Consider the following 24,635-nt stretch of genomic DNA (forward strand, 5'->3'; position numbering starts at 1 on the left):
GTCAGCGTGTGCTCAGTTCGACTTGCCCCAGCCCGCTCACGCGGGTGCGCACGTGGCAGCCGGGACGCAGCGGCTCGGCCGCGGTGGCAGCGCCGGCCATGATCAGCGAGCCGGCCGGCAGCACCATGCCGGCCTGCGCCAGCAGCTGCGAAGCCTGCACCAGCGCGCGCAGCGGGTTGCCGAGGATGGCCGCGGTGGTGCCGAGCTGCGCCGCGCGGCCATCGATCTCGAGCTGCACGCCGCGGTTGGCCAGCGTGCAGTCCGGGCGCGACCACGGCCCCACCACCAGCGCGGCGGACGAGCAGTTGTCGGCGACCACGTCGGCCAGCGAGAACTTGAAGTCGCGATAGCGCGAGTCGATGATCTCCATGGCCGGGGCCACCGCCTCGATGTAGCCGCCGGCATCGAGCAAGGTGAGCGGGCCGGCGATATCGCGCGATGTCAGGAAGCACACCTCGGGCTCGATGCGCGGATGGATAAAGGCATCGAGCGCGAGCACGGCGCCTTCCTCGCACAGCATGGCATCGGTGAGCTGGCCCCAGATCAGGCTGTCCACGCCCATCTGGACCATCTTGGCGCGGCTGGTGAAGCCGAGCTTGATGCCGATCGGTTGCTCGCCGCGCGCGTGGCGCAGCGCGATGGCGCTGGCCTGGATGGCGTAGGCGTCGGCGATGGAATAGGGCGTGGCTCCACCTGGCGGGTCGATGGCTTCACGCTGGCGCGCGGCGTCGTCGAGGCGGGTGGCGTACTGGGTAATCTGATCGGCAATCATGCGGCACTCGCGATCGGGTTGTTGGTGGGATCGGCGGCGGGATCGCGCTGGCGCAACAGGTCCAGCGCCACGTCCACGATCATGTCTTCCTGTCCGCCGACCATGCGGCGGCGTCCGAGCTCGACCAGGATGTCGACGGTGGCGATGCCGTAGCGCGCCGAGGCCGCCTCGGCGTGGCGCAGGAAGCTGGAGTACACGCCGGCATAGCCCAGCGCCAGCGTTTCGCGGTCGACGCGCACGGGGCGGTCCTGCAGCGGGCGAACCAGGTCGTCCGCGGCGTCCATCAGTGCGTAGAGGTCGGTGCCGTGCGGATACCCCGCGCGGTCGATCGCCGCGATAAAGACTTCCAGCGGTGCGTTGCCCGCACCCGCGCCCATGCCGGCGAGCGAGGCGTCCACGCGGTCGCAGCCGTGCTCCAGCGCCACCATGGAGTTGGCTACGCCGAGCGACAGGTTGTGGTGGGCGTGCATGCCGGTCTCGGTGGCGGGATCGAGCATTTGCTTGAACGCATCGAAGCGCTCGGCCACGTCGCGCATCGACAGCGCGCCGCCGGAGTCCACCACGTACACGCATTGCGCGCCGTAGGACTCCATCAGCCTGGCTTGCCGCGCCAGCGCCGCCGGCGTGGTCATGTGCGACATCATCAGGAAGCCCACGGTATCCATGCCGAGCTTGCGCGCGTACTCGATATGCTGGCGCGAGATGTCGGCCTCGGTGCAGTGGGTGGCGACGCGCACGGTACGCGCACCGGCATCGTAGGCCGCGCGCAGGTCGTGGATGGTGCCGATGCCGGGCAGCAGCAGCGTGGCCACGCGTGCGTGCTTGAGCTCCGCTGCCACCGCGGCGATCCATTCAAGATCGGTGTGCGCGCCAAAGCCATAATTGAAGCTCGAGCCGTTGAGGCCGTCGCCGTGGGCCACCTCGATGCTGTCCACGCGTGCCGCGTCCAGCGCGCGGGCAATGGCCACGGCTTGCGGCAGGCTGTATTGATGGCGGATGGCGTGCATGCCGTCGCGCAGCGTCACGTCCGACACGTAGACTTTCTTCATGGCCTTGCCTGCGGGATGTTGTGCTGCGGTCATTGCGTTGCTCCTTGCGCACGCGCCAGCTTATGCTCGGCCACGCGCTCGGCGGCGGCCAGCGCGGCGGACGTCATGATGTCGAGATTGCCGGCGTAGGCCGGCAGGTAGTGCGCGGCGCCTTCTACTTCCAGGAACACCGAGACCTTGAGGCCGGCCAGGCGGCCGATGCCCGGCAGCGTGAGCGGGCGGGCCGGGTCGATGCGCTCGAACTGCACTTGCTGCTTGAGCTGGTAGCCGGGCACATAGGCGGCCACCTGCGCCACCATGCGCTCGACCGAAGCGCGGATGGCGTCCTGGTCGGCATCGGCCGCGGTCAGGCAGAACACCGTGTCGCGCATCAGCAGCGGCGGCTCCGCCGGGTTCAGCACGATGATGGCCTTGCCGCGCGCGGCGCCGCCCACTTCCACGATCGCGTTGGCGGTGGTCTCCGTGAACTCGTCGATATTGGCGCGCGTCCCCGGGCCGGCCGAGCGGCTGGCGATGGACGCGACGATTTCAGCGTAGCGCACCGGCGCGACTTGCGACACGGCACGCACGATGGGAATCGTGGCCTGCCCGCCGCAGGTGACCATATTGATGTTGGGCGCGTTGAGGTGGGCGTCCAGGTTGACCACCGGCACCACATACGGGCCGATTGCCGCCGGCGTGAGGTCGATCACCTGGATGCCGTGCTTCTGCAGCACGGCATTGTGATGCATATGGGCGCCGGCCGAGGTGGCATCGAAGGCTACGCGGATGTCCGCGAAGCCGGGCATGCCAAGCAGCCCTTCGATGCCTTCATGCGTGGTGGGCACGCCGAGGCGCTGCGCGCGGGCGAGGCCGTCGGAGGCGGCGTCGATGCCGACCATGGCGCCGACTTCCAGGTGCCGGCCGTGGCGCAGGATCTTGATCATCAGGTCGGTGCCGATATTGCCGGAGCCGATGATGGCTGCGCGCAGGCGCGTCCGGGATGGCTTGCTTATGCTCGTGCTCATGCGGAGGGCTCCTTGTTGGCCGGGGCGAAGCGCGTGGACAGGCGTCCCAGCCCTTCGATCTCCAGGTCGAAGACGTCGCCGGCGGCAACCGGCACCATCGGGCCCAGCGCGCCGGTCATGACGATGTCGCCGGCTTGCAGCGGACGGCCCACGCGCACCATGGTGTCGGCCAGCCACAGCGCCGCGTTGAGCGGGTTGCCGAGGCAGGCGGCGCCGGTGCCGAGCGAAACCTGTTGGCCGCGGCGCTCCATCACCATGCCGCAGCCGATGAGGTCCAGGTCCGCCAGCTTGACGGGGCGCGAGCCGAGCGCGAACAGGCCGCTGGATGCGTTGTCGGCAATCGTGTCGGCCAGGCGGATATCCCAGCTGGCCACGCGGCTGCCGACGATCTCGGCAGCGGGCAGGGCGTAGGCGGTGGCGCGGATCAGGTCGGCGATGGTGTGGCGCTCATGCGGGAGCGGATGCGCCAGCACCAGCGCGATCTCGGCTTCGATCTTGGGCTGCAGCACACGGCGCAGGTCAATCTCCTCGCCCTCGGCCACGGCCATGTCGGCGAACAGCATGCCGAAATCCGGCTCGCCCACGCCCAGCTGTTGCTGCACGGCGCGCGAGGTCAGGCCGATCTTGCGGCCCACCAGGCGGCGGCCTTCGGCGAGCCAGCGCAGCGTGTTGATCTCCTGCACCTGATAGGCCGCCTGCGGATCGGTCTCGCCGATCAGCGTGCGCACCGGCGCGCACGGCGCATGCCTGGCATGCGCCTGCCACAGCAGGTCGGCGGCGGCGCGGATGGCGGCGCTGGCGTTGGATGATTGCTTGGTCTCGTTGGTCATGGCTCAGAGCTTGATGCAGATGTTCGCCACTTCCGAGTAGAAGTCGAGCGAGTGGCGGCCGCCTTCGCGGCCCAGGCCCGAGAGCCCGACGCCGCCGAAGGGCGTGCGCAGGTCGCGCAGGTACCAGGTGTTGACCCAGGTCAGGCCCACGCGCACCTGGCGTGCCACGCGGTGGGCGCGTGTCAGGTTGGTGGTCCACAGCGCGCAGGCCAGGCCATAGGCGCTGTCGTTGACGCGCGCGACGACTTCCTCTTCGCTGTCGAAGGGGGCGATATGGCAGACCGGGCCGAAGATTTCCTCGGTGACGCAGCGCGCGCTGTCGGGCAGGCCGGTCCAGATGGTGGGCATCACGTACGCGCCTTCGTCACGCGCATCGCCGAACAGCGGCACGTTGCCGCCGCAGACCACGGTGGCGCCTTCTTCCACCGCGAGGCGGAAATACGACGCCACCTTGTCGCGGTGGCCGCGCGAGATCAGCGGACCCATGTCCACGCCATCGTCGCCGGGGTAGCCGAGCTTGAGCGCTTGCGTGCGTGTCTTGAGCGCTGCCACGAAGGCGTCGAAGATCGGCCGCTCGACAAACACGCGCTCGGAGCACAGGCAAACCTGGCCAGCGTTGGTAAAGGACGAGCGCAGCACGCCCGCCACCGCGGCGTCGAAATCGGCGTCGGCGAACACAACCGCGGCGTTCTTGCCGCCGAGCTCGAAGGAGATTTCCTTCACGCCATCGGCCACCGCACGCATGATGGTGCTGCCGGTCCTGGACTCGCCGGTGAACGTGATGGCGTCGATGCCTTCGTGGCGGGTGAGGAATTCGCCGGAGGAGCCGCCGCCGAAGCCGTGCAGCAGGTTGAACACGCCGTGCGGCACGCCGGCCTGGTGGATGACCTCGGCCAGCAGCGCGGCTGAGGCCGGGGTCTCTTCCGATGGCTTGGCCACCACGGTGTTGCCGCACGCGAGCGCGGGCGCCACCTTCCAGGTCAGCAGCAGCAGCGGCAGGTTCCACGGCGAGATGATGCCGACCACGCCCACGGGCTTGCGCACCGTGTAGTTGAGCGCGCCGGCGCCATCCGCCGTGGGCGTCTCGTACAGTTCGTTGCCGGCGGTCTTGGCGAGGTCGGCGAAGGTGCGGAAGTTGGTGACGGCGCGCGCTACGTCCAGCGTGCGGGCCTGGTGCTCGGGGCGGCCAGTGTCTTCCACCTCCGCGGCCACGAACGCGTCGAAGCGGGCTTCGATGCCGTCGGCGATGCGGTGCAGCAGCGCGGCGCGCTGTTGGACGTCGAGTTGTCCCCAGGGGCCTTGCAGCGCGCGCCGCGCGGCTTGCACGGCGCGGTCCACGAGCGCCGCATCGGCTTCGCACACGTTGGCGACAAGGTGGCCGTCGACCGGGCAGGTGTCGGGAAAAGTGCCGGCGCTGGCGACGAACTCGCCGTCGATGTAGTGCCGGATGAGTGGAATGTTTTGCTTGGGCACGGGTTGGTCTCCGTGCTGCGCGGGGTGGGGGAAGGGTGCGCAGCGAGGACCAGTATATGGAGCGCCCCCCGGCCTTGCATAATGAAGAAGAAGGCCCCTGGTATTCCAAAATGGCATGTCTGGAAGCGGCCAGGGTGGCCGGCTTCGGGGCGCTCAGCGCGCTTGCGGCAGTGCGGCGGCTTCACGCAGGCAGGCGATGAAATGGGCGGCGGCGGGTGCGGGCGCGCGGTCCGTGCGCACCGAATAGCCGATGGTGCCAAAGCGCCCGATATCGCCCAGGTCGAGGATGGCCAGCAGCCCGAGGCGCACGAAATGATCGGCCACATCGCGTGCCATCAGGCCGATGGCGCCGAGATCCTGCATCAGGCCGATATTGGTCAGCAGCGAGAGCGACTCCACCAGGTTGGCGGGCACCTGCAGGCCGGCGTCGAGGAACAGGCGCTCGGCGGCCAGGCGCGCGGGGGATTCGTTCAGCGGCAGGATCCACGGATGCGCGGCCAGTTCGGCCAGGCGCAGGCCGGCGCTGGTGGCCAGCGGGTTGTCGCGCGCCACCACCACGCACATGGCGGTGTCGTACAGCGGGGTGTGCGTGAGCGCGAACATGCGGGCGAGCGGCAGGTCGCTCTCCGGCAGGCGGCCGATGACCAGGTCGAGCTCGCCGGTGGCAAGGGCGGGGAAGAGGCGGTCGGTGGGGGCTTCGCGCACCGTCACCAGGATGCCGGGGCGGCGCGTTTTCATCAGCGCGATGGTGCGCGGCAGCAGCCGGGCCGAGGCCGAGATCAGCGTGCCGACGATGACGTTGCCGGTGTCGCCCGAGCGGAAGCTGTTGAGCTCGTCGGTGAGGTAGCGCAGCTCGGCGATGACCGACTTCACGCGCTCGCCCAGCAACAGGCCGTAGCTGGTTGGCACCACGCCGCGGTTGGTGCGCTCGAACAGGGGAACTTCGAGATCTTCTTCCAGCTCCTGGATCGCCTTGGTGACGGCGGGCTGGGTCAGGCTCAGCTCGCGCGCTGCCCGCACGATGGAGCCGGACTGCAGCACGCGATCGAAGATCAACAGGGGCTTGAGCTTGAGGCGGCGCAGCATCACGTCGCTCAAGGTAACGGTGGGACGGCTGGACATGAGGCACATTGCTTTGACCGCCTGGTGGGGCGGAAGACCATGCGCCGATTATAGGGTGGGCACCGGTGCCGCCATATTGAGGTTTACCGCCGGCGCGGCTCGCGGGCCGCGCCGGTGTGCTTGCCGCCGCTTGCCGCTTACTCCGGCTGGATGCCGGCCGCTTCGATCACCGGCTTCCACTTCTTCTGGTCCTGCTTGATGCGCTGGGCGAATGCTTCGCGCGTCTCACCCAGCGGGAGGATGCCGGCCTTCTCCAGGTGCGCGCGGAATTCCGGCTCGGCGATGATCTTCTTCGCCTCGGCGCCAATCTTGTCCACGATCTCGGGCGGCATCTTCGAAGGGCCGACCAGGCCGTTCCACGTATCCACCTGGTGGCCGGGATAGTTCTCGGCGATGGTGGGCAGCGACGGCAGCTGCGCCAGGCGCTTGTCGCTGGACACGGCGAGCAGGCTGAGCTTGCCGGTGCCCGCGTACGGCATCACCTCGGACACGCTGGCGCTGTACAGGTCGATCTGGCCAGCCAGCACGTCGGCCAGCGCGGGCGCGCCGCCGCGGTACGGCACCATGGTGGCCTGCACGCCGGCGCGGCTCAGGAACAGCAGCGCGGAGAGCTGGGTCAGGCCGCCGTTGCCGGCGTGGCCCACGTTCAGCTTGCCGGGGTTTTCCTTGCCATAGCGCACCAGGTCCGCCACCGTCTTGAAGTTGTGCCGGGTGCTGGCGGCGAGGATGAAGGGGTTGCCGCCGACGTTGACGATGGGCACGAAGTCCCGCACCGGGTCGTAGCGGATCTTGTTGGTCATCGGGGCGGTGACGATCTGCGTCATCGTCGACATGAACAGCACATAACCATCGGCCGGTGCGCGCGCGACATACTCCGCCGCGATCAGGCCGCCCGCGCCGCCGCGGTTGTCCACCACGAAGGGCTTGCCAAAGGTCCTGCCCAGGCGCTCCGCAAGCAAGCGCGCAATCATGTCGGTATTGCCGCCAGGGGCGAACGGCACCACGATGGTGACCGGACGCGCGGGCCAGGGCTCCTGCGCGTGGACCACCGCGGGCAGGGCAGCCGCGAAGGCCAGCGCCAGGCTCGCGGCAAGGCGGCCGCCGAATTTGCCTGCGATGCCTCCGCGCGCCTTTGCCGTGCTGGCGGCTTGTGCGGGCAGCGCGCCCGCTGCCCGTTGCGTCCATGCGCAGTGGACGCTGTGTGTCTTCATCATGGGTCTCCTCCGTGGTGATTGCCGGCGTTCTTCGCTGGGGGAAGCGCCGCGCGGATTATTGTCGGAAATCTACTCGATGCGGCAGGCCTGCCCAAACGCGAGGCGGGGCAGCCGTGGGAACAGGCGCGCCGGGTCGCCCCGGCCGAGGTTGCACAGGAAATTCACGCGCCAGCGGCCATCGGGGAAGAAGGCCTGGTTGACGGCCCCGGCGTCGAAGCCCGAGAGCGGCCCGCAGTCCAGCCCCAGCGCGCGGGCGGCCAGGATCAGGTAGCCGCCCTGCATGGCGCTGTTGCGCATCGCGGTCTCCTGCGACAAGGCCGCGTTGTCGGCGAACATCTCGTACATCGCCGGGCGGTGCGGGAACAGGACCTCGGCCAGCGCATGGAACTGCGTGTCGTAGGCAACGATGGCGGTGACCGGCGCCTGCACGACCTTGTCCACATTGGCGGGCGCCAGCGCCGGCAAGAGCTTGGCCTTGGCCTCGGGCGAGCGCGCGAACACCAGCCGCATCGGGCAGCAGTTGGCGCTGGTCGGGCCTTGCCGCACGAGCGCGTACAGGCGCTCCAGCGTGGCGTCGCCGATGTCGCCCTCAAGCCAGCCGTTGTGGCTGCGGGCCGCCATGAACAGCGTGTCGAGCGTGGCGGTGTCGATCATGCGGCCTCCTCGCCGCGCCATGCGGTGGCGGTGATCTCCACGCGCATGTCCGGATGGGGCAGGGCGGCCACCGCCAGGCATGTGCGCGTGGGCACGGTGGCGGGGAAGTGGCGCGCGTAGGCGGCGTTGAAGATGTCGTAGTCGGCCATGTCGATGAGGTAGCAGGTCATGGCCACGCAATCGGCCAGGCCCATGCCTTCGCTGGCGAGCGCGCGCTCGATCTTGCCCAGCACGCAATCGGTCTGCGCGGCAACGTCGTACACGCGCGTGCCGTCGGCGGCCATGCTGACGCCGGCGCAGCCATCGGCCGTGCGTGCGCTCATGCCGCTGACATGCACATGCCGCCCGGCGCGGCGGCTGGCCGTGTAGCGCGCCAGCGGTGGCGGGTCCTGCTGCACCGGCGCGTTCATGCCGGCTGCGCCACGCCGCGCAGGGCCGGCATGGCGGTGGCCATGGCTTGCGAGAGCTGCAGGGCGGCATCGGCCGCGAGCGGCACCAGCGGCGGGCGCACCTGGCGCCAGCCCGTATCGCCCGCCAGCAGCGACAAGGTGTGCTTGACGGCAGCCACCATGGGGAAGCGCTCCGCGGTCTTGCGCACCGCGGTGATGCTGTCGTTCAGGCGCGCGGCCTCGGTCACCGAGCCATAGGCCAGCGCGATATCGCGCGCGTTGATGTTGTTGGTGGCGGAGATGCAGCCGGCGGCGCCCAGCGCCAGGCTGCGCAGCATCAGGATTTCCGAAGCGGGGAAGATCGACAGCATGGGGAAGCGCTCCAGCATCGCCACCACGTTGTCCCAGTCGCCGCTGCTGTCCTTCACGCCGGCGATATGCGTGGGGAAAGCCGCCACCAGCCGCTCGATCAACGGCAAGGTGATGGGCACGCCCGACATGGCGGGGATGTGATACAGCACGACGCGCAGCGCGGGATCGTCCACGCGCTGGATCAGCTCGCGGTAGTAGGCGAACACGCCGTCCTCCTGCACGCTCTTGAAAAAGAACGGCGGCAGCACCAGCACGCCCGCGCAGCCGCGGTCGATGGCATGGCGGGTCAGCGCTACGGCGTCTCCAATGGCGCAGCAGCCCGTGCCGACCAGCACGCGCTCACCGGGGATGCCGGCGTCGATCACGGCGTCGACCAGCGCCATGCGCTCCTCGAAGGTCTCCGAGCAGGCTTCGCTATTGGTGCCGGAAATCGCCACGCCCGCGCCGTCGGCCACCAGGCGCTGGCAGTGCGCGACGAAGGCCGGCAGGTTGATCGAGAGATCGTCATTGAAGGGCGTGACCACAGGCGCGAACACGCCGCGCAGTTTGTCTGCTGCCATGGGAAAGTCTCCTGTCTTGCTGTTTGTTATTTCTGTTTGTTATTTCGAGGCGGCGCGGTGCGTGACGACGGATTCGATGAAGCCGCTCAGCGCGTCGGCCAGCGCGGTATCGGCGCTGCCGAGATGCGCCACCACGGACGTATGGTTGTGGTGCTGCACCTGGACCACGCGCGGCGCGCGCCGCTGCACCTCGGCGACGCGCGCGGCGTACTGCAGGGCGTAGAGGTCGAGGTAGGGATTCTCATGCTCGGCAAACACCACCATCAGCGGCGCCGTCAGCCGCGGCGCAAACGCCATCGGCGCGCGTTGCTGCTGCAGCGCGCTGTCCGCGCCGTAGTAGGCGATGACGCCGCCGGCGTTGGGGTTGTCCGGCAACGTGTCGGCCTGCAGGCGCGCGCTGACCAGCACCGCGCCAGCCACGCCCGCGGCTTCGCCGTCGAACAGCGGATCGCTCAATGCGCTGGCCACGTGGCTGCCGCCGGCCGAATGGCCGATGAGCACGATGCGGTGAGCGTCGCCGCCGTAGGCGTCCACCGATGCGCGCAGCCATGCCAGCGCCGCCAGCACATCCTGCGCGCCGGCCGGATAGGGCGCCTGCGGCGCAAGCCGGTATTCCAGGTTCACGCCGACATAGCCTAGGCGCGCGAACAGGCGTGGCACGTTGGCGTAGATGTAGGGGCTGGCGTCCTTGTTGCCGCGCAGGAAGGCGCCGCCGTGCACGAACACCACCACGGGCAGCGCGCTGGCCGGCGTGGCATCGGGCGACAGGTAAAGATCGAGCTGCTGGCGTGGATCGCTGCCATAGGCCAGGCCCGCCACGCGCTGCACACCGTCGGCGGGCAGCGCTGCGTGGACAGCGTCATAGATCTCGCAGACCTGCTTGCGGTTGCCCTGGATGTCACGCGCCCAGTCACGCCCCAGCGCGCGCATGGCATCGCGCTGCGCGGGCGAGAGGCCTGGCAGGGCCTGGTCACTCAGCCGGCTCGGCGGACCCGCCGGGATGGCAGCCTGGCTCACGGCGCGTCTGCGGCTTGCGGGTCCGCGGGCTGGTCTTCGTCCTTGGCCGGTTGCTTGCCGTGCTTGGCGGCGAGCATGGCGGCGGGCGGGGTCACCACGAAGTGCGCAAGGCGATGGCGGTCGAAGGATTCGAGGTTGCGTTCCCAGGTCTGCGGCTCGTGCGCGGTGCCGGTGGCGATGCGCTCCATGTCGGTGTAGATCTCGACGTTGTTGCCGTCCGGGTCCTTGAACACCAGGAACCAGTTGCCGCCCGGCCCGTGCTGGCCGATGCCGCGCTCGATCACCACGCCGTGGCTGCGCGCCACGTCCACCGCGCGTTTCATCTCGTCCAGGGACTCCACGTAGTAGGAGAAATGCTCCAGGCCGGGGCGTGTGTAGCGCGGCAGGTCGTCGCGCTCGGCGCTGTCCTCGGGCAGGCGCGAGAGCGCCAGGTCGTGGTGGTCCTCGCCGGCGCGCAGGAAGACCATCTGGTCGGCGATGCGGTCCGAGACCTTGAGGCCCATCACTTCCGTATAGAAGCGGGTGGATTGTTCAAGGTCGCGCACCATCAGCACCAGGTGGCCCAGCTTGCGGGTACGTATCGGGTTCATGCCAGTCTCCTCCAGGTCGCCGTGGCGATGCGTGTGGGCGCAGTGTGCCTGCGCCGCCCGCGCATTGCCACGGCGGTGGTGTTCAACGCGCCGCCAGCGCCTCTTGCGCCTCTAGCGCCACTGCGTTCTCGATCGAGCCAATGCCTTCGACCCAGGCCACCATGTTGTCGCCGGGTTTCAGGAACACGCCGCGTCCCATGCCGACGCCATCCGGCGTGCCGGTGGCGATCAGGTCACCCGGCTGCAGCGTCAGGATGCGCGACAGGTAGGCGATCTGCTCTGCCACCGAGAAGATCATCTGCGAGGTATTGCCATCCTGCATGGTTTCGCCGTTCACGCTCAGCGACATGCGCAGGTTCTGCGGATCGGCGATGCAGCCCGCCGGCACTACCCACGGGCCCATGGGGCCGAAGGTGTCGAAGCTCTTGCCGCGGAACCAGTCGTGGGTGAAGGGATAGTCGGTGCGGCGGTTGAGGTCGCGCGCGCTGATGTCGTTGAAGACGGTATAGCCGGCGATGACCGATAGCGCGTCTTCCACCGATACGTGGCGGCAGCGCTGGCCGATCACCACGCCAAGCTCCACTTCCCAGTCGAGCTTGGCGGTTTCCGGCGGCATCAGCACGGTCGCGCCGGTGGGGATCACGCTGGTTTCCGCCTTCATGAAGGCATAAGGCTGGCTCTCACTGCGCGCCGCCAGCTTGGTGCCCATCTCATCGGCGTGGTCGTAGAAGTTCGACGCCACGCCAAAGATGCGGCCCGGCTGGTAGGGCACGGCGTAGGTGGCGGCCGCATCCACCGCGGCGAGCTTGCCGCTGGTTGCCAGCTGGGCCGCGCGGCCGGCCATGTCGGCCAGCAACGGAGCGTGTCGCGCCCACTGCGCAAACACCTGGTTCATGTCGCCGGGCAGGCTGGCGGGATCGAGCTCGCAAGCGCGTCCGAGCGCGGCCAGGTCGTACAGGGTATCTGCGACTACCAGGCCGGCGCGCTTGGCGCCGGCGAGTTCATAGGTTGCGAGGCTGTGCCAGTTCACCTTGTCTCCTTGTCATTTGTGTTCAGGATGGCGGAATGCACCGTTTTTCATTGCCATGCATTTCGATCTATGTGGATACTTTAAGTGTTACGTGTATACACGTCAACGCCTTCGTGATAATTTTGTTCAACACCGCTTCCAGGCGGATTCGAAGACGGAGGAGAAGAGAAGATGGCTAGCGGATTGCAGGGTGAACAACAGGCACTGGAGCAGATACTGGTGTTGACGCGACTGGCGCTGGACGCCGCGTGGCTGGCGGCGCAGGCCCCGCGCTATCGCTTCATGGCGTGGCACGAAGCCGGCGACGGCGCGCGTGCCAGCGCGCGCGCCGTGCTGACCAATGGCTCGACCGGCTTGTCGGCCGCGGAGCTGGCGGCGCTGCCGGCGCTGGAGCTGGTGGCGAGTTTCGGTGCTGGCTACGAGAACATCGACCTGGCCGCCGCAAGGGCGCGCGGCGTGCGCGTGTGCCATGCCCCCGACACCAACAGCCAGGTGGTGGCCGACCACGCGCTTACGCTGATGCTGGCGCTGTCTCGCGGGATTGCCGCGCTCGATCGCGGCGTCAAGTCAGGCCAGTGGGAAAGCCTGCGCGCGCCGCGCCCGGGCGTGCGCGGCAAGACGCTGGGCATCGTCGGGCTGGGCAATATCGGCGGCAAGCTGGCCGTGCTGGCGCAGGCCATGGGCATGCAGGTGGCCTACCTGCGGCGCAGCGCCCCGGCCGCAGCGCACTACACGCCGTATGCCGATCCGATTGCGCTGGCGGCCGCAAGCGATGTGCTCGCGCTGACCTGTCCGGGCGGCGCGGCCACGCATCATCTGGTCGACGCGGCGGTGCTGCGCGCGCTGGGGCCGCGCGGCCTGCTGGTGAACGTGGCGCGCGGCAGCGTGGTGGATACGCTAGCGTTGGTCGAGGCGCTGGCGCGCGGGGAAATCGCCGGTGCCGCGCTCGATGTCATCGAGACGGAGCCATCGGTGCCGGCGGCCTTGCGCGAGATGGACCAGGTCATTCTGACGCCGCACCTGGCCGGCCGCTCCCCGGAAACACGGGTGGCGCAGCACACGGCGCTGGCGGGCAATCTCGATGGCTGGTTCCTGCAAGGCGAGCCGATGCATCCGGTGGCGTTGCCAGCCTGAGCGCGTCCCCGCGGCGCGGGGACGCAAACGTTGCGGCGAGGCGCTTACAGGCCTTCGCGATCCGCCTTGAGGTCCGGGTTGCGCAGCGCCGGGCCGGCGTCGCCGCCGCTGCCTTCCTTGGAAGCGCCGCCCCAGCCGTGATCGGTCAGGTCGATGATGATGTCATGCGGGTCGCGGTACTTCACCTCGTAGAAGATGTTGCCCTTGACCGGCACTTCGCCCATGTAATAGCGGCCACCCGCTTCTTCCACGGTCTTGCGCGCCTCGGCGATGTCATCGACCCACACGCCGATGTGGTGCAGGCCGACGAAGTCCTTGCCGCGCTCTTCTCCGGCAGCCTCGTCGCTTTTGTAGTTCAACAGCGCAATGCTCATGGTCCCGTCCGTCAGGTAGACCCCGCGCGCTAGCGAGGAGTCGGTCTCACCGACTTTGCGAAAGCCGAATGCCTTTTGGTAGAACTCGGCCGCGGCCCAGGGATCGGGGACGGACAGGGCAATGTGGCGCAGTTTGCTGGTCATGTTTGTGCTCCTCGTTTGGCGATGGATTATCGGCACGGCGTAATTGCCGCTGGCCAATATGTATACACTCAATGCAAAGTGTATTCAATAGAAGTTGTGGGGAACATTTTTGGCGCTGCTTGATGAGGTGAAGGGCGTGCCGCGTATAATTGCGCCCATATCCGGGGCAATGGCTGCTTTGCGATGCCCCGAACCGGGGGCTCGCCATGCCGAACGCTTCGATCAAGGAACAGGACACAAGGACAACAGTGACCACCATTGCCGCCCAAATCAGCCAGAAGCTTGCCGATGAAATCATCGCCGGCACCTTGCCGCCCGGCGAGAGGCTCGAGGAACCCGCGCTGGCGGAGCGCTTCCAGGTGTCGCGCACGCCGGTGCGCGAGGCGCTGCGCCTGCTGGACGCGCGCGGGCTGATCGAGCTGGTGCCGCGGCGCGGCGGCGTGGTGGCCAATGTGGGCGCCGGGCAGCTGGCCGACATGCTGGAGGCGCTGTGCGAGCTGGAGTCGCTGTGCTGCCGCATCGCCACGCAGCGCATGAGCGCCATGCAGCGCCGCCAGCTGGAGCTGCTGCACGAGCAGACCGAGGCCGTGGGCGAGCGCCGCGATGCGCAGGCGTACCTGGAGCTCAACCACCGCTTCCACCAGCTGATCTGCCAGGGCACGCAGAACGAGACGCTGATGGCCGCGGTCGAGAACCTGCGCGACCGGCTGGCGCCGTTCCGCGCCGCGCAGTCCGGCGTGGAGCGCCGCTTCGAGACCTCGCACCGGGAGCACCAGAAGATTGTCGAGGCGATTCTCGCGGGCCAGCCGGAGGAAGCCTACCTGGCGATGCGCAGCCACACGACGCGCCTCACGCTCAACGTGATGGAGCTGATCGAGGCGCAGCGCGCCGGCGGTGCGGCCAAGCGCAGCTAGGCGCAAGCAGGCGCAGGCAGGCCGGCACCAAAGGCAGCAGAAAGGGCGCACCGCATCGTGCGCCCTTTCTTTATGCAAGACGGCCGCGCGCGGCCTTGCTTCAGAACTTATGCGTGATCCCCAGCCCCACGCCGGTGGCGGAGTCGCCCGGCCGCAGGCCCGGCACCGAATTGCCAGAGAGGTTGTAGCGCGCGGTCGCATGGTTCACCAGGCGCGTCCATGCCGCCCACAGTTCGGTCCGCTTCGACAGTGTGTACCCGTAGCCCAGCGCAACCTGCCAGGCGCCGGAATCCGTGCCCGGCAGGCCGATGCCGCCAATCGCCGCCTTGCTGTTGCCGTGGGCGTTGCCGCCCGCGGTGTACGACGCGCGGAACTCATGCGCGCCGATGGCATGCGTGGCCGCGACCTGCCACGCATCGCGCCGCACCGATTGCCCCGGCGCCGGCTCGTACGAGAGCCGTTCATAGGCGCCGCGCAGCCTGGTGCCGCCAAAGGCGTACACCACGCCGAGACGGTCCGCGTGGTCGCGCGAGCCGTTATAGAAGTAGTCGCCGTGATACTCATGCCCCCACGCCACGTACCAGCTCTTGTCCTCATAGGACAGCAAGCCGGACCAGGCGATCGGGTTGGTGGTGGGGGTGCGGTCCTCGGGCATCGACAGGGCCAGCCGTGCGGAGACGCCGCCCCAGTGCGGCGTGCTGTATTGCACCAGGTTTCTCTGGCGGCGGTCGAACGACTCCGGCGCGGCGCCGTTGGCGCCTGTGGTGAAGCCGTTGCCCATGATGGAGTTCGAGGCAAAGATGCCTGCGGTGAACGGGTCCACCTTGTACACGGAGACAAAACGCAGCGGCATTTCCCACTGCCCCATCAGGATCTGGCCCCACGGGCTGCGCAAGCCTACGCCGGTATTGCGGTCGCCGATCTGCGACGTGCCGGTGCCATCCATGCGCAGGTTGGTCTCGATCTGGAAGAAGGCCTCCAGCCCGCCGCCAAGCGACTCGCGGCCACGAAAACCCAGCACTGACAGATCGTTCGACAGGCGCGACACCGAAGCCGTACGGCCGTTGCCCGAGAGCCGCACCTGTTCCACGTTTTCCTTGATGAAGCCGTAAATCTGCACGCTGTCGCTCTGTGCCCGGGCGAGTTCGGGAAAAGCACCGGCAAGGGCAGCCAGCGCGGGCAGGGCGGCAAAGCGAGAGATGGCGCGCGCGGCGCGCCGGCCAGGGCAGGGCGTGGTCATGGTGTCTCCTTATTGTTGAAGTACAAATACTATCTGTTTGTAAACATACTGTAATATGTGTATACACTTAGTGATAAGTGAGTGCAAAAGAGTAAAAAGTGTGTGGTGGGGCGCATTGCTTGTGCGTAGCGCTATCAATGCGATGACAGCGGCATGGCTGTGGCTGTGGCGCGCGGAAAGAGAAAGAAAGAGAAAAGAAGGAGAAAGGAGAGGGCGAAGCAGGCAGGGGAGCAAGCGGGCAGATTCGCGCTTGCGCCGGACCCGGGCGAGTGTCATTCGCACTCGCCGGAGCGCGCCGGCGCAACGTGGATTTTTCAGCGTAAACGAGGCTGTTTTCTCATCGCATCGAGGCGGTGCGGAGGCACTCGTTCCGCCGTTTCCGGCCATAAATTAAAGGCATCCCGGAGGCGGAATATTTCATTTTCGCCGCATGCCAGCCCTCTCCATACTGCGGCTGAACACTGCGCAAGAAAGGCCCCGAACAAGTGGGTCGCGCATGACCAGGGCACCGGCAAGAGCCAGCCGGTGCAGCCAGCGCGCATGCCCACAGGCAAGTGCAGCGCGACGGCCAACCACAAAAGAGAAAGAGGAGAGGAGAGGAAATGAGAAGAGCTGACAAGGTGTCGTATGCCCGGGCCATGGTGTCCTGCGCGCTGGCAGTGGGGGGCGCGCAAGTCTGTGCCGAGGAGTCCTGGGTCAGGCTGTCAGGCTTCGTCGACATCAGCGTGGAGCGCCTCGCGCAGTCGGGCAAGGGGGGCTCGGTGTATCGCGTGTCCAGCGGCCAATTGAGTTCGTCGCGGATCAACTTCAGCGGGCAGGAAGTGCTCAGCAGCGACCTGAAGGCCATCTTCACCTACGAGCCGCAATTCTCGGCCGATACCGGCACGGCGGCGGCGCAGGCGCGCCAGTCATTCGTCGGGCTGCACAGCAACAAATACGGCGTGCTGACCATGGGCCGCCAGAACACGCCGTCATACTGGATCGCCGGCTATGCCGACCCAAGCTTCTCGGCGGACTACAGCATGGTCAGCAACATGCAGTTCTTCTACGCTGCCTACCGCGTGGACAATGCGATCCAGTACAACACGCCGCGCTTCTACGGATTCATGGGGCGCTTCATGGTGACCACCGGCCTGGAGGACACCACCCGGGCTGGCCGCTACCTCAGTACCGGCATCGAGTACCGCGACGACAAGCTCTACGCGGGCTTCGTCAGCGACCTGCGCTATACGCGCAATATCAACAACGCCGGCAGCGTGCCTTCGGCGCGCGACAACTACGCCTCGCTGGCCTACAAGTTCGGCGATTTCGAACCGACGCTGGTTTATCACACCTACAACGGCTACTACGCGTATCCGCCCTATGCGGACTTCCAGTCCAAAGGCTGGGATATCCAGATTGGCGCGCGCTATAGGCTCAACCCGTCGAACCGTTTCTACGCCAGCTTCGTCCATCGCAAGGACGACAACAATACCAAGCTGTCGGACGCCAACGGCTTCGTGCTGGGCTACATCTACAGCCTGTCCAAGCGCAGCGAGATCTACGCCACGTACGCCCACGTGCAGCACAAGCATGACAGCCCGATCCGCTATCCGGTCACGTTCTCGGCCTCGCCTACCAGCCAGCAGAACCCGTCCGGCGTGGCCATCGGCATTCGCCACGCGTTTTGAGCGCCCGGCCTGGACATGATGCGGCGGTCTTGGTCCGGCGGGTTGCGCCCTGCGATGGGCGCCGGCCGCGGCGGGCGAGGGCATTGTTAATAGAAAAGGGAAAAGGAGGAAGCCATGCTTCGAATCAGAACGTTCAGATCAATCCTGGCAACAGGGACAGCTTCAGCGGCCATATGCATGATGGCCTGCGCAAACGCGGACACGGTGCAGGCCACGGCGGCGCCTGGGGCATCCTCAACGAAGGGAGCGCAGGGAGCGCAGGGAACACCGGCAACGCCAGGCACGCCCAATGTGCAGGACCCCTATCTCGCCGCCTGGCTGCGGCTCACGCCCGATCGCTCCCCCGCGCCGCTCAAGCCGGGTGTCGACTACGGGATGGATCCGGCCACCGGACAGTTCGTCTGGCCGAAAGCGACGCCCGAAGTGCACAAGGGGCAGCGCTTCCCCGGTGAAATGACCACATGGGACAAGAAGAGCTTTGCCAAGAACGTGGAGGTTCTGGCCTTCTATCCCGCCGTGGGCTCACCCTTCCATGCCTGGAACAACATCGCCGACTTCGAGGGGCGCCGTTACCTCTACATTCATGACCGGGACTATCTGCGGATCATGGACATCACCGATCCCGCCCATGGCAAGGTGGTCTATTCCAAGGGCGGTGTCTGGGGACCGAAAGGGTCGAGTGAGAATTACGATCCGCGCAACGTCGACGACTACCTGGGTGGCGCGACCATTGCCTGGAGCAAGACACTGGGCAAGCCGGTGCTCGTCGCGTCATTTGAAATCGGACGCTATGGCCTGATGACTGACAAGACCCAGCAGCCTGACCAGGTCGCGGCGCAGCGTCGCTACAATTCGCTGAAAGGGTTCAAGGTCTTCGCCATGGATGGCCCGCTGCCAAGTCAATGGCGGCTGCTGGCAACCCGTACCACCGACTACAAGCATCCCGATGCGCCGATCGGGCAACAGCAGGGGTCCGGGTCGCTCGATTCGCCTGAATACCATGGCGGCAAGTACATGATCCTGGCGTCGGCACCGGATGACACGTATGGCCTGACCGAGTATCCCAATTATCTTTACTCGCCCGGCTATCAGGTCTGGGACATGTCCGATCCTGCGAATCCGACCTTTGTTTCCCAGATCTCGGTACCGGGGCAGATCCTCGGAAACGAAGCCCACGAGCAGGCTTATCTGATGAACCAGCGGGCTGGCAACCGTACCTCATGGATGGGAGCGCGCATTCCAATCTTCCTGCCCAAGCCATTGGAAGACGGCGGCAAGATCGGCTTCGGCGCGATGGGTGGCCTCGGTCTCTACTCGTTCGACCTTTCCGACCCGGCAAAGCCGAAGGTGCTCGGCAACGTCAATACGCCGCCCAGCTTTGCCGGTACCGAATACGACAACGCCGATGTCAGCCAGTATGCGCGCACGGGCTATGTCCTGACCGGCGGCTATCCGATGAACCGCGATTGCTATGAGCCATACAAGGACATTTTCGTCGTCGACGCACGCGATCCGTCTCACTTGAAGGTGGCCGGCAAACTGCCGCAGCCGAAGGTGCCGGAGGGTGCGGCATTCACGAGCTTCTGCCAGCGTGGCGGCAATTTCGGCCCGAAGCGGGCGAACTCCATCGGCCAGCCCGGCCAATGGCGTCAGGGCATCGTTCCCTATTCTTTCTACAATGCTGGCGTGCAGATTTTTGACGTCAGCCATCCGGAAAAGGCGACGATTGCGGGCTATTTCGTGCCCGCGCTGGCGGACGAGACGGAGTTGCCGAATTACACGCTCGGCAAGGGCGTATTCGCGATCTACACGGAGTACGACCGCAATATCATCTGGGCCTTCACCGAGAACGGCGCCTACGCGTTGTCGACGCCCCTGCTCGGCAAGCCGGTCCTGGGCGCGTCCGCTACGCCCTGGCCGTCGCGCAAAGTTGCCGCACGGGCGCGTTGAGCTGTTGCCAGCGCTCTGAGGCGCGCGTGAAGCGCTCCGACGAAACCGTAATAGACGCCATAAAAAAAGGGACGCCGCGGCGTCCCTTTTTTTTGTCGGTTCGATGAAGCCGCCAGCGATCAGCCGGCCGCTTTCTCTTCCTGGTGGTAGCGCGTGGCGCGTTCCACTTCATTCTTCGAGCCGAGGATCACCGACACGCGCTGGTGCAGCTTTTCCGGCTGGATGTCGAGAATGCGCTCATGGCCGTTGGTGGCCGCGCCGCCGGCCTGCTCGATCAGCATGGCCATGGGGTTGGCTTCGTACATCAGGCGCAGCTTGCCGGGTTTTTCCGGCTCGCGCTTGTCCCACGGGTACATGAAGATGCCGCCGCGCGTGAGGATGCGGTGCACGTCGGCCACCATCGAGGCGATCCAGCGCATGTTGAAGTTCTTGCCGCGCGGGCCTTCGTCGCCGGCCAGGCATTCGTCGATATAGCGGCGCACGGGCGGGGCCCAGTGGCGCATGTTGGACATGTTGATCGCGAATTCCTTGGTGTCTTCCGGGATCTTTACGTCCGACTGCGTCAGCACGAAGCTGCCGGCCTCGCGGTCCAGCGTGAACATGTGCACGCCGTTGCCAACGGTCAGCACCAGCGTGGTCTGCGGGCCGTACACGGCGTAGCCGGCGACGACCTGGCGGCTGCCGGCCTGCATGAAGTCGGTTTCAGTGACGGTCTGGCCCGGCTTGGGCATGTGCAGCACCGAGAAGATGGTGCCGATCGACACGTTCACGTCGATGTTGGACGAGCCGTCGAGCGGATCGAACAGCAGCAGGTATTCGCCCTTGGGATAGCGGTTCGGGATCTCGTAGATGCTGTCCATTTCCTCGGACGCCATGGCGGCGAGGTGGCCGCCCCATTCATTGGCGTCGAGCAGGACCTCGTTGGCGATCACGTCCAGCTTTTGCTGGGTCTCGCCTTGCACGTTGCCGGTGCCGGCCGAGCCGAGGATGCCGGCGAGGGCGCCCTTGCTGACGGAGTTGGAAATGGCCTTGCAGGCGCGCGCCACCACTTCGATCAGGAGCCGCAGTTCGGGCTCGATCGTGTTGTGCTTGCGCTGCTCCTCGACCAGGTAGCGGGTGAGGCTGATGCGACTCATGGGGATTCTCCTTGAATGGCCGCAATTCTACATGGGCGCCAGCCCGCCAGGCCAATGCCACCGGCCTGTGGGGTACTGTCGGCGGGGCCGGGGCGCGCTGCTGCCGGCCGCGCCCCGGCCAGCCCGGCGCTGCCTTACGGCGCCAGCGCCTTGCTCACGATCTCACGCACATCGCGGGACAGGTCGCTGGCCGCCGCCACCTGTTCCAGCGCGGCGCGCATGCGGTCGCGCAGCGGCAGGGCGTACTTCTGCCAGCGATCCATTACCCGCGCCAGGCGCGATGCCACTTGCGGGTTGATGGCGTCCAGCGCCAGCACCTGCTCGGCCCAGAAGGCGTAGCCCGAGCCATCCTCGGCATGGAACTGGGCCGGGTTGGCCGCGCAGAAGCTGAAGATCAGCGAGCGCGCGCGGTTGGGGTTGCGCAGGTTGAAGGCGGGGTGCTGCATCAGCGCGCGCACGGTGTCGATGGTGTGCTTGCCTTTGTGGCCGGCGCTTTGCGGCCCCACGGTGCCGCGCTGCGTGCCTTGCAGCGAGAACCATTTGTCGATCACCAGCGGGTCTTGCTCGAAGCGCTGGTAGAAATCGGCCAGCGCGGCCTCGCGGCCGGGGGCAAAGGTGTTGACCATGGCGCTGAGCGCGGCGAAGCGGTCCGTCATGTTGTCGGCGGCCTGGTACTGCGCTTCGGCCAGCGCCTGCATGGCGGCGTCGCCGCTGTCGGCCAGGTAGCCCAGCGCCAGGTTGCGCAGCGCGCGCTTGCCGGCGGATACCGCATCGGGGCTGTAGGCACCCGGCGTGGCGTTGGCCTCGAACGCGGCCAGCCAGTCGGCCTTGAGCGCGCGTGCCAGCGCCTCGCGCATGAACTGGCGGGCGCGGTGGATGGCGGCCGGATCGGCCACGCCCATGCGCTCGGCGAGGTAAGCCTCGGCCGGCAGCGTCAGGGCCTGCTCGCGGAAAGCGGGGCTGAGCTGCTGGTCGTTGAGCACGGTGCGCAGCGCGGCCACCAGCGCCGGGTCGAGCTCGAGCTCGCGGCCGGCCTGGCTCTGGGCCACCAGTTGCAGCAGCGCGCGCGTGGTCAGGCGCTGGCCGGCCTCCCAGCGGTTGAACGGATCGCTGTCGTGCGCGAGCAGGAAGGTCAGCTGCGCTTCGCTGTACTCGGCGTCGATGATGACCGGCGCGGAGAAGTCGCGCAGCAGCGACGCCAGCGGCGGCTCGGCGCCGCGCGGCAGGTTGACGAAGCGGAAGGTCTGCTCGGTCTCGGTGAAATCCAGCACGCGCGTGGTGGCGTCGGGCTGGCTTTCCCCCTCGAGCTGCAGCGCAAGGTCGGCGCCGCTGGCGTCGATCAGGCCAAGGGCGAAGGGAATGTGGAAGGGCAGCTTGTCCGGCGTGCCGGGGCGCGTCTCGATGCCGACCTTGGGGCTCGTTTGCGACAGCGTCAGCGCCAGGGTGCCGGTGGCCGCATCCCACGCGGTGCGCACCGCGACCACCGGTGTGCCGGCCTGGCTGTACCAGCGGCCGAACTGCGTCAGGTCGCGGCCATTGGCATCGGCCATGGCGGCGCGGAAGTCGTCGCAGGTCACGGCCTGGCCGTCGTGGCGCTGGAAGTACAGGTCCATGCCCTTGCGGAAACCGTCGCGGCCTAGCAGGGTCTGGTACATGCGCACGACCTCGGCGCCTTTCTCGTACACCGTCACGGTGTAGAAGTTGTTGATTTCCTCGTAGCTGTCGGGGCGCACCGGATGCGCCATGGGGCCGGCATCCTCGGGGAACTGCACCTGGCGCAGCATGCGCACGTCCTCGATGCGCTTGACCGCGCGCCCGGATTCGGAGCCCATCATGTCGGCCGAGAATTCCTGGTCGCGGAACACCGTCAGGCCTTCCTTGAGCGAGAGCTGGAACCAGTCGCGGCAGGTCACGCGGTTGCCGGTCCAGTTGTGGAAGTACTCATGCCCGACCACGGATTCGATATTGCCGAAATCGGCATCGGTGGCGGTCTCCGCGTTGGCCAGCACGTACTTGGTGTTGAAGATGTTGAGGCCCTTGTTCTCCATCGCGCCCATGTTGAAGTCGCCCACGGCGACGATCATGAAGCGCTCGAGGTCCAGCTCCAGGCCAAAGCGCTGCTCGTCCCAGCGGATCGAGTGGATCAGCGAATCCATGGCATGGCGCGTCTTGGGCAGATCCTGCGGCTCCACCCAGACCTGCAGCAATTTCTCCTTGCCGGAGGCGGACCGGATCCGCTCCTCGATGCATTCCAGCTTGCCGGCCACCAGCGCGAACAGGTAGGCGGGCTTCTTGAACGGGTCTTCCCAGACGGCTTCGTGGCGGCCGTCGGGCAGCTCGCGCTCGCTGATCAGGTTGCCGTTGGACAGCAGCACCGGGTAGGCCGCGCGCTGTGCGCGCAACGTGACCCGGAAGGTCGACATCACGTCGGGGCGGTCCAGGTAATAGGTAATCTTGCGGAATCCCTCGGCTTCGCACTGGGTAAAGAAGTTGCCGTTGGAAACGTAGAGGCCGGACAGCGACGTGTTGGCGGCCGGCTGGCAGGCGGTGACGATTTCCAGCGTGCCTTGCGCGGGCAGCTCGGGCAGCGTCAGGCTGTCGGGCGCCTGCTGCGCGCCTTCCAGCGGCTTGCCGTCGAGGCGGACCCCGACCAGCTCCAGTGCCTCGCCGGCCAGCACCAGCGGGCCGGGTGCCTGGCGCGTGAAGCGCAGGGTGTTGGTGACCACCGTGCGCGCCGGGTCGAGCTCGAGGGTGAGGTCGACGTGCTCAAAAGCGAAGGCCGGCGGAGTATAGTCTTTGCGATGGACGGTAACGGGCGTGTCGGTGCGCAGCATGAAGGGATCCTGTCCTCTGAGGGCCACTTGGGGCGGCATGGTCGCCATGGTCACGGCGGGCGGGCAGGGCGATGGCCGCTGCCGGGCCGCGTGCCACGGCACTGAAGAACCCATTGTAGCCAAGCGCGGGCGCCCCGGCGCGGGCGCGCGGCGCGGATGGCGGCGCGGGTGGCGGATTGGGGCGGAATTCCGCCGGCCCGGCCCGGTCTGAGTCACACAATGGACAACGTGGACAACGAATCGATGAGGGGCATGATGCCGAAACGATGGCTGGCGACGCTCGGGAAGCTGGCGAAGCTTGGTAAGGATTGGCGCCGGATAGCCGGCGAAGGCGGGCGTGGCGGCCGCCTGATGGCGAGCGCGGCGCTGCTCGGCGTGGCGCTGCTGTCCGGCTGCGCCAGCACCGTCACCACGGAGGTGACGGCCTTCCGCCAGGGCAACTGGCAGAACGATCCGCCGCGCACCTATGCCTTCGATCGCACCAGCGGCCAGGAGGCGCAGCTCGAGGACCAGACCTACGAGCAGTGGCTGGCGCAGGCGCTCTCCGGAATCGGCTTCGAGCAGGTGGCCCGGCCGCAGGCGCATTACCTGGTCAGCATGGAGTACGACAGCAACTCGCGGCTGATGCGGATCCAGGAGACCAACTACGCCGACCCGTGGGGCCCCGGCTTTTATCCCGGCCCTTACTGGGGGCCTTATTACCGCCCCTGGGGCCCGTACGGCTGGGGTGGCCCGGGCTACTGGCCGCCGGTGACCACGGTGCGCGATGTGCCGGTCACCCTGTCCACGCTGCGCGTATTCTTCAAGGATGCCGCCAGCGGCCGCCGGGTCTACCAGGTCACGGCGAACCACCGCGGCGAGGGTTCGTCCCTGCAGGCGGCGATGCCCTACCTGATCCGCAGCGCCTTCGTGCAGTTTCCGGGGGAGAGTGGCCGGCCACAGCGGGTGACATTGCCGCTGGACCCGAATGACAAGTAGCAACAAGTAGCAGGCAACAAGCAGCAAGCACGACATTGCCCGTGCGGCGGTAAAAACTGAATTGCCCGGCGAAAAGCCTTAAATCCCTGGATGCCCCACTGGGAGGGGCTTCGCGCCGGGCTTGGGTGAGCTAGAATGACGGCTCGATTTTTCGGCCCGAGCCGCCGGAGCCCGTCTTTGAA

Annotated in this window: 22 protein-coding genes; 5 read left to right on the plus strand and 17 right to left on the minus strand. The window is 67.3% G+C overall.

All coding sequences use genetic code 11. The features are described 5' to 3' along the window. Position 1: 1 nt before the first annotated feature. The 13 genes from ACX12D_RS05385 to ACX12D_RS05445 form a co-directional block, all read right to left on the minus strand. The gene (locus ACX12D_RS05385; RefSeq protein WP_459373193.1) at positions 2 to 772 is read right to left on the minus strand and encodes a 2-keto-4-pentenoate hydratase; all 771 of its coding nucleotides are present in this window, start codon (positions 770 to 772) and stop codon (positions 2 to 4) included. Further along, positions 769 to 1,854, minus strand: a complete 1,086-nt coding sequence (gene dmpG / locus ACX12D_RS05390) for a 4-hydroxy-2-oxovalerate aldolase (RefSeq protein WP_459373194.1) — start codon at positions 1,852 to 1,854, stop codon at positions 769 to 771. Before dmpG ends, ACX12D_RS05385 begins: the two co-directional genes overlap by 4 nt. Next, positions 1,851 to 2,828, minus strand: coding sequence for an acetaldehyde dehydrogenase (acetylating) (locus ACX12D_RS05395; RefSeq protein ID WP_459373195.1), 978 nt, complete (start codon positions 2,826 to 2,828; stop codon positions 1,851 to 1,853). The genes dmpG and ACX12D_RS05395 overlap by 4 nt, the downstream gene beginning before the upstream one ends. Continuing rightward, positions 2,825 to 3,658 (minus strand): 2-keto-4-pentenoate hydratase, encoded by an 834-nt coding sequence (locus ACX12D_RS05400; RefSeq protein ID WP_459373196.1) that lies wholly within the window; start codon positions 3,656 to 3,658, stop codon positions 2,825 to 2,827. Before ACX12D_RS05400 ends, ACX12D_RS05395 begins: the two co-directional genes overlap by 4 nt. 3 nt (positions 3,659 to 3,661) lie before the next feature. After that, the gene (locus tag ACX12D_RS05405) at positions 3,662 to 5,131 is read right to left on the minus strand and encodes a 2-hydroxymuconic semialdehyde dehydrogenase (RefSeq protein ID WP_459373197.1); all 1,470 of its coding nucleotides are present in this window, start codon (positions 5,129 to 5,131) and stop codon (positions 3,662 to 3,664) included. 153 nt (positions 5,132 to 5,284) lie between these two features. Then, complete coding sequence (locus ACX12D_RS05410; RefSeq protein WP_459373198.1) at positions 5,285 to 6,253, minus strand: LysR substrate-binding domain-containing protein; 969 nt, start codon at positions 6,251 to 6,253, stop codon at positions 5,285 to 5,287. A gap of 137 nt (positions 6,254 to 6,390) precedes the next feature. Then, positions 6,391 to 7,467 carry a Bug family tripartite tricarboxylate transporter substrate binding protein gene (locus tag ACX12D_RS05415; protein ID WP_459373199.1) on the minus strand — a complete coding sequence of 359 codons (1,077 nt, stop codon included), beginning with the start codon at positions 7,465 to 7,467 and terminating at the stop codon, positions 6,391 to 6,393. Between the two features lie 69 nt (positions 7,468 to 7,536). After that, entirely contained in the window at positions 7,537 to 8,121 is a 585-nt protein-coding gene (locus ACX12D_RS05420) for a malonic semialdehyde reductase (protein WP_459373200.1), read from the minus strand. Further along, the gene (locus tag ACX12D_RS05425) at positions 8,118 to 8,531 is read right to left on the minus strand and encodes a RidA family protein (RefSeq protein WP_459373201.1); all 414 of its coding nucleotides are present in this window, start codon (positions 8,529 to 8,531) and stop codon (positions 8,118 to 8,120) included. The genes ACX12D_RS05420 and ACX12D_RS05425 overlap by 4 nt, the downstream gene beginning before the upstream one ends. Further along, positions 8,528 to 9,442: a dihydrodipicolinate synthase family protein gene (locus ACX12D_RS05430; RefSeq protein WP_459373202.1), complete on the minus strand. Its 915-nt coding sequence runs from the start codon at positions 9,440 to 9,442 to the stop codon at positions 8,528 to 8,530. The genes ACX12D_RS05425 and ACX12D_RS05430 overlap by 4 nt, the downstream gene beginning before the upstream one ends. A 39-nt stretch (positions 9,443 to 9,481) precedes the next feature. After that, on the minus strand, positions 9,482 to 10,459 hold the full coding sequence (locus ACX12D_RS05435) for an alpha/beta fold hydrolase (protein ID WP_459373203.1): 978 nt from the start codon (positions 10,457 to 10,459) through the stop codon (positions 9,482 to 9,484). Beyond that, the gene (locus tag ACX12D_RS05440) at positions 10,456 to 11,049 is read right to left on the minus strand and encodes a VOC family protein (protein WP_441639532.1); all 594 of its coding nucleotides are present in this window, start codon (positions 11,047 to 11,049) and stop codon (positions 10,456 to 10,458) included. The genes ACX12D_RS05435 and ACX12D_RS05440 overlap by 4 nt, the downstream gene beginning before the upstream one ends. Positions 11,050 to 11,131: 82 nt before the next feature. After that, on the minus strand, positions 11,132 to 12,079 hold the full coding sequence (locus ACX12D_RS05445) for a fumarylacetoacetate hydrolase family protein (RefSeq protein ID WP_459373204.1): 948 nt from the start codon (positions 12,077 to 12,079) through the stop codon (positions 11,132 to 11,134). A 171-nt stretch (positions 12,080 to 12,250) separates the two neighbouring features. Between ACX12D_RS05445 and ACX12D_RS05450 the strand changes: the two genes are divergently transcribed. After that, positions 12,251 to 13,213, plus strand: coding sequence for an NAD(P)-dependent oxidoreductase (locus ACX12D_RS05450; protein ID WP_459373205.1), 963 nt, complete (start codon positions 12,251 to 12,253; stop codon positions 13,211 to 13,213). Between the two features lie 44 nt (positions 13,214 to 13,257). On the opposite strand, the gene ACX12D_RS05455 is transcribed toward ACX12D_RS05450, so the two are convergent. Further along, positions 13,258 to 13,731, minus strand: coding sequence for a VOC family protein (locus ACX12D_RS05455; RefSeq protein WP_150986235.1), 474 nt, complete (start codon positions 13,729 to 13,731; stop codon positions 13,258 to 13,260). A gap of 248 nt (positions 13,732 to 13,979) precedes the next feature. On the opposite strand from ACX12D_RS05455, the gene ACX12D_RS05460 reads away from it, so the two are divergent. Continuing rightward, positions 13,980 to 14,645 carry a GntR family transcriptional regulator gene (locus ACX12D_RS05460; RefSeq protein WP_459373206.1) on the plus strand — a complete coding sequence of 222 codons (666 nt, stop codon included), beginning with the start codon at positions 13,980 to 13,982 and terminating at the stop codon, positions 14,643 to 14,645. 100 nt (positions 14,646 to 14,745) lie between these two features. On the opposite strand, the gene ACX12D_RS05465 is transcribed toward ACX12D_RS05460, so the two are convergent. Beyond that, entirely contained in the window at positions 14,746 to 15,885 is a 1,140-nt protein-coding gene (locus ACX12D_RS05465) for a porin (protein ID WP_459373207.1), read from the minus strand. 602 nt (positions 15,886 to 16,487) lie between these two features. Here ACX12D_RS05465 and ACX12D_RS05470 point away from each other — a divergent pair. Further along, positions 16,488 to 17,555 (plus strand): porin, encoded by a 1,068-nt coding sequence (locus tag ACX12D_RS05470; protein WP_459373208.1) that lies wholly within the window; start codon positions 16,488 to 16,490, stop codon positions 17,553 to 17,555. A gap of 114 nt (positions 17,556 to 17,669) precedes the next feature. Then, on the plus strand, positions 17,670 to 19,505 hold the full coding sequence (locus ACX12D_RS05475) for an LVIVD repeat-containing protein (protein WP_459373209.1): 1,836 nt from the start codon (positions 17,670 to 17,672) through the stop codon (positions 19,503 to 19,505). Between the two features lie 119 nt (positions 19,506 to 19,624). On the opposite strand, the gene ACX12D_RS05480 is transcribed toward ACX12D_RS05475, so the two are convergent. After that, positions 19,625 to 20,641 (minus strand): class 1 fructose-bisphosphatase, encoded by a 1,017-nt coding sequence (locus ACX12D_RS05480; RefSeq protein ID WP_459373210.1) that lies wholly within the window; start codon positions 20,639 to 20,641, stop codon positions 19,625 to 19,627. A gap of 134 nt (positions 20,642 to 20,775) precedes the next feature. Continuing rightward, positions 20,776 to 23,475, minus strand: a complete 2,700-nt coding sequence (gene pepN, locus ACX12D_RS05485) for an aminopeptidase N (protein WP_459373211.1) — start codon at positions 23,473 to 23,475, stop codon at positions 20,776 to 20,778. A 351-nt stretch (positions 23,476 to 23,826) separates the two neighbouring features. Here pepN and ACX12D_RS05490 point away from each other — a divergent pair, with 351 nt between their 5' ends. After that, positions 23,827 to 24,453 (plus strand): DUF4136 domain-containing protein, encoded by a 627-nt coding sequence (locus tag ACX12D_RS05490; RefSeq protein ID WP_459373942.1) that lies wholly within the window; start codon positions 23,827 to 23,829, stop codon positions 24,451 to 24,453. The last annotated feature ends 182 nt before the right edge of the window (positions 24,454 to 24,635 follow it).

This window comes from Cupriavidus sp. PET2-C1 (genome assembly GCF_054515855.1).